Genomic DNA, 4,958 nt, shown 5'->3' with positions numbered 1-4,958 from the left:
CGCCGCCCTGCTCGCCGGCCGGCTGCGCCGCGAACTCGGCGCGGGCTTCGAGCCGGCCCGGGCCCGCGGCGCCGCACTCAAGCAGGGCGACGCGATCGAGCTGCTGCGCGCGTACGTGACCGCGGACGCGGACGCCGCAGACGCGGACACGGACGCGGACGCCGCGGGGGCCGCCGGCACCGCGGCGGGCGAGGGCGCCGTCCCGCACGGTCCCTAGGTGCGCCGCCGGTAGGCCCGTACCGCCAGCGGGAAGAACACCGCGAACACCCCCGCGCTCCACAGCACCGTCTCCAGCACCGGCCCCGCGACCGCGCCCCCGACCATCAGCCCGCGCGCGGTCTCCATCACCGCCGTCACCGGGTTGGCGTCGACCCACGCCTGCAGCCAGCCGGGCAGGGTGTCGGTGGGGACCAGTACGTTGGTCCCGAAGGTCAGCGGGAACATCGCCATGAAGCCGATGCCCTGCACCGCCCCCGGCTCCCGCGCCAGCATCCCGATCAGCACGAACACCCACGTCAGACAGAACGCGAAGAACATCACCAGCAGGCAGGCCGCCAGCGCCGACAGCGGACCGGTCTCGATCCGGAAGCCCACCGCGTAACCGAAGCCCAGCTGCACCACTATCAGGATCACGAACCGGATCAGGTCCCCGAGCACCGAGCCGATCAGCGGCGCGGAGCGGGCGATGGGCATGCTCCGGAAGCGGTCGAAGATGCCTTTCTTGATGTCGTCGTTGAGGTTGATGCCGGTCTGGACGGAGGCGAAGACGGTGCTCATCACCATGAGCGCCGGCAGCAGCGTCTGCAGGTACTCCTGCGTCGAGCCGGCGACCGCCCCGCCGAGCAGGTACAGGAACATGATGACGAACAGGATCGGCTGCAACGTCACGTCGATCAGCTGCTCGGGCGTGCGCGCGGTCTTGACCAGGCTGCGGCCGGCGAGCGCGACGCTGTGGCGGACGAGGGCGAAGGGGCGCGCGGCGCCCTCCCGGCGGGACGGGGCGGCGGTCCGCTCGGGTGCGGTGAGCGTGGTCATCGGACGGGCTCCTCGATCTGGGTCGTGCCGCCGACGTCGGCGGCCCCGGTGCCGGCCCCGGGGGCGGATCCGGCGGCGGTCCCGGCCGGGGCGGCCGTGCCGTGGCCGGTGAGCGTGAAGAACACGTCGTCCAGGTCGGGCAGCCGCAGCGACAGCTCGGCCACCGCGATCCCGGCCTCGTCGAGGCGGCGTACGGCCGCGGTGAGCATCCCGTCGCCCTCGACGGGAACGGTCAGCATGCCGCGCGTCGGCGACTCCGGGTGGGCCCCGGCCACCGCCGCCAGGATCCCGGCCGACTCCAGCAGCCGCGCCGGGTCCAGCGGGCGCACGTCGAGGTGGCGGCCGCCGACGCGCTGCTTCAGCTCCGCCGGGGTGCCGTGGGCGATGACCCGGCCGTGGTCGATGACGGAGATCTCGTCGGCGAGCGCGTCGGCCTCCTCCAGGTACTGGGTGGTGAGCAGCACGGTCACCCCGTCCCCGACGAGGGAGCGCACGATGCCCCAGACGTCCTCGCGGCGCACCGGGTCCAGGCCCGTCGTCGGCTCGTCGAGGTAGATGACGTCGGGCCGGCCGACGAGGGAGGCGGCGAGGTCGAGGCGGCGGCGCATGCCGCCGGAGTACGTCTTCACGGGGCGGCCGGCGGCCTCGGCCAGCTCGAAGTACGCGAGCAGCCCGCGGGCGCGCGCCCGCGCGTCGGCGGTGCGCATGTCGAGGAGCCGGCCGATGAGCACGAGGTTCTCGGTGCCGGTCAGGTCCTCGTCCACCGAGGCGTACTGGCCGGTGAGCCCGATGAGCCGGCGCACCTCGCCGGCGTCGCGTACGACGTCGAGGCCGCCGACGGTCGCGACGCCCTCGTCGGGGCGGAGGAGGGTGGCGAGGATGCGTACGGCCGTGGTCTTGCCGGCGCCGTTGGGGCCGAGGACGCCGAGGACGGTGCCCTGCCGGGCCGCGAGGTCGATGCCGGCCAGCGCGGTCGTCGCGCCGAACCGTTTGACCAGGCCCTCGGCCCGGAATGCGTGAGTCATACGGGTGTCTCCTTCTCGGTCTGCGGGAAGGAGCGTGCCGAGGGCCGCTGGCACGGCGCGCACAGGGCGCTGACACCGCGGCACGATGTCCGTATTGTCGGATTGCGGGAGGTGCGTTCGCTGAGAGCGGAATGGGGCCGTACGGGTCAACCCGCGCACCCCGCGCGAGGGCGCCCCGACCGGCTTGTTGAGCGCCCGCCCGGGCCTCCGCGCCCCTCCGCGCGCCCCCCGCGCAACCCGCCGGGCACCGCCGAAGGCCACCGGAAAAGTGCCGCCAATCGGACCCCTGGCGTACGGTTCACGCTGCGGTACGTCAAACTTGTGACTGATCGCACTGTTTTACTTGTCCGGCATCATGGAAAACGACGGGCCGACCGAGCCACGGCCCGCGGTCGCCCGGGCACCCCGACAAGGAGAGAACTCGTGGACGACGTTCTGCGGCGCGCGCCCCTCTTCGCCGCGCTCGACGACGAGCAGGCTGCGGAGCTGCGTGCCTCCATGACCGAGGCGACGCTGTCGCGCGGTGAAGCGCTCTTCCACGAGGGCGAGCCCGGCGACCGGCTGTACGTCGTCACCGACGGCAAGGTCAAGCTCCACCGCACCTCCCCCGACGGCCGCGAGAACATGCTGGCCGTGCTCGGCCCGGGCGAGCTGATCGGCGAGCTATCCCTGTTCGACCCGGGCCCGCGCACGGCGACCGCCTCGGCGCTGACCGAGGTCAAGCTGCTGGGCCTCGGCCACGGCGACCTCCAGCCCTGGCTGAACGCCCGCCCCGAGGTCGCCTCCGCGCTGCTGCGGGCGGTCGCCCGCCGGCTGCGGCGCACCAACGACCAGATGTCCGACCTGGTCTTCTCCGACGTCCCGGGCCGCGTCGCCCGCGCCCTGCTGGACCTCTCGCGGCGCTTCGGCGTGCAGGCGGACGAGGGTATCCACGTCGTGCACGACCTGACGCAGGAGGAGCTGGCCCAGCTGGTCGGCGCATCCCGGGAGACGGTCAACAAGGCGCTGGCGGACTTCGCCAGCCGCGGCTGGCTGCGCCTGGAGGCGCGGGCCGTGATCCTGCTGGACGTGGAGCGCCTGGCCAAGAGGAGCCGCTGACCCCGACGCCGACCCCGCGCCGCTGCCGCGGAGAGCGCGGAGGACGGAGAGGAAGGCCGGGACCGGGTACGGCCTTTTGTGCCCCCGGCTACGTGATCAGGCCGTGCTCCTCCAGGTACTCCAGCTGGGCCCGCACCGACAGCTCCGCCGCCGGCCACAGCGTGCGGTCCACGTCCGCGTACACGTGCGCCACCACGTCCGACGGCGTGCGGTGGCCGTTCTCGACCGCCGTCTCGACCTGGGCCAGCCGCGTCGCGCGGTGCGCCAGGTAGTACTCCACCGCGCCCTGCGCGTCCTCCAGCACCGGCCCGTGGCCCGGCAGCACCGTGGCGACCCCGTCGTCCACCGTCAGCGACTGCAGCCGGCGCAGCGAGTCGAGATAGTCGCCCAGCCGGCCGTCCGGGTGGGCCACCACCGTCGTGCCGCGGCCGAGGACCGTGTCGCCGGTGAGCACGGCGGCGTCCGCCGGCAGGTGGAAGCAGAGCGAGTCCGCCGTGTGCCCCGGCGTGGGCACGACCCGCAGCTCCAGCCCGCCGACGGTGATCACGTCCCCCGCGGCCAGCCCCTCGTCGCCGAGGCGCAGCGCCGGGTCAAGCGCCCGCACGTTCGTCCCGGTCAGCTCCGCGAAGCGGGCCGCGCCCGCCGCGTGGTCCGGGTGCCCGTGGGTGAGCAGCGTGAGCGCCACCCGCAGCCCCGCGCGCTCCGCGGTGTCCACGACCGCCGCCAGATGGCCCTCGTCGAGCGGCCCCGGGTCGATCACCACGGCCCGCGGTGAGTCCGGCTCGGCGACGATCCACGTGTTCGTGCCGTCGAGCGTCATGGGCGAGGCGTTGGGCGCCAGCACGCACGTCGCCCGGGCGGTGGCCGGGCCGCCCGGCACGCCGCCGCGCGGCTGCCCGGGCAACGCCGCCGCGTCCGTCACACGACCCCCCATGTCGGCCCAGCCGCCCTCACGACGGCATCCTCAGCGTGAACTCCTCGTGCCCCGGCCAGCTCAGCACGACCTCGTCCCCCGCCACCCTGGCCTTCGCCAGCACCGCCGTCAGGTCCTGCTCCCCGGCGGCGCCCAGCGCCTCGGCCGCCGACCCGTACTCCCGGAGCCGGCGCAGCGTCGCGATCGTCGGCGGCATCATCGCCAGCTCGCCCCGGTCGTAGCCCGCGGCCGCCTCGGCGGGTCTGACCCACTCCGCGCGGTCTGCCTCCGTCGAGGCGTTCCGCGTGCGCTGGCCCTCGGGGAGGGCGGCGACGAAGAACCACGTGTCGTACCGCCGGTCCTCGAACTCCGGGGTTATCCAGCGCGCCCAGGCGCCGAGCAGGTCGGACCGTACGACCAGGCCGCGGCGCGCGAGGAAGTCGGCGAAGGCCAGCTCGCGGGCGACGAGCGCGGCGCGGTCGGCCTCCCAGCCCGCCCCCGTGGCGTCCGCGACGACCTCCGTCGCCGAGGCCCCGGCCAGCAGCACCCCGGCCTCCTCGAACGTCTCCCGCACGGCCGCGCAGACCACCGCCTGCGCCACCGGCTCGGCCGTCCCCAGCCGCGCCGCCCACTCCGCCGGAGACGGCCCGGCCCAGGCCGCCGGGTCCATCGGGCGCTCGTCGCGCGGGTCGACGCCGCCCCCCGGATAGGCGTACGCACCGGCGGCGAAGGCCATGGAGGTGCGCCGCCGCAGCATGTACACCCAGAGGCCGTCGGGCGCCGCGCCGCGCAGCAGCAGCACCGTCGCCGCGCGGCGCGGCGTGACGGGCGTCAGCTCGCCGCGGGCGAGCGCGCGGCCGCGCTCGGCGGGCGGCGTCCACCGCCCG

6 protein-coding genes are annotated in these 4,958 nt (G+C 75.2%); 2 read left to right on the top strand and 4 right to left on the bottom strand.

The window, feature by feature from the left end; all coding sequences use genetic code 11:
* Window positions 1-217 (top strand): hypothetical protein (locus tag ABD317_RS33425; RefSeq protein WP_344295037.1); only part of this gene is annotated, 217 nt, incomplete at its 5' end.
* Here ABD317_RS33425 and ABD317_RS33420 read toward each other — a convergent pair.
* Both ABD317_RS33420 and ABD317_RS33415 read right to left on the bottom strand, forming a co-directional pair.
* Window positions 214-1,035, bottom strand: coding sequence for an ABC transporter permease (locus ABD317_RS33420; protein ID WP_344295035.1), 822 nt, complete (start codon window positions 1,033-1,035; stop codon window positions 214-216). The genes ABD317_RS33425 and ABD317_RS33420 overlap by 4 nt on opposite strands.
* Window positions 1,032-2,060, bottom strand: coding sequence for an ATP-binding cassette domain-containing protein (locus ABD317_RS33415; RefSeq protein WP_344295033.1), 1,029 nt, complete (start codon window positions 2,058-2,060; stop codon window positions 1,032-1,034). Before ABD317_RS33415 ends, ABD317_RS33420 begins: the two co-directional genes overlap by 4 nt.
* A 423-nt stretch (window positions 2,061-2,483) precedes the next feature.
* Between ABD317_RS33415 and ABD317_RS33410 the strand changes: the two genes are divergently transcribed.
* The gene (locus ABD317_RS33410) at window positions 2,484-3,158 is read left to right on the top strand and encodes a cyclic nucleotide-binding domain-containing protein (protein ID WP_027753007.1); all 675 of its coding nucleotides are present in this window, start codon (window positions 2,484-2,486) and stop codon (window positions 3,156-3,158) included.
* An 88-nt stretch (window positions 3,159-3,246) separates the two neighbouring features.
* On the opposite strand, the gene ABD317_RS33405 is transcribed toward ABD317_RS33410, so the two are convergent.
* A complete protein-coding gene (locus tag ABD317_RS33405) occupies window positions 3,247-4,080 on the bottom strand; it encodes an MBL fold metallo-hydrolase (RefSeq protein ID WP_344295031.1) in 834 nt (277 codons plus the stop codon).
* Window positions 4,081-4,108: 28 nt separating this feature from the next.
* The coding region (locus ABD317_RS33400; RefSeq protein ID WP_344295029.1) for an NUDIX hydrolase at window positions 4,109-4,958 on the bottom strand (850 nt) is incomplete at its 5' end.

The sequence above is a fragment of the Streptomyces synnematoformans genome (genome assembly GCF_039531005.1).
GTDB classification, from domain to species: domain Bacteria; phylum Actinomycetota; class Actinomycetes; order Streptomycetales; family Streptomycetaceae; genus Streptomyces; species Streptomyces synnematoformans.
Note: the sequence above shows the minus strand (reverse complement) of the source record. Positions and strands in the feature narration are given on the sequence as shown.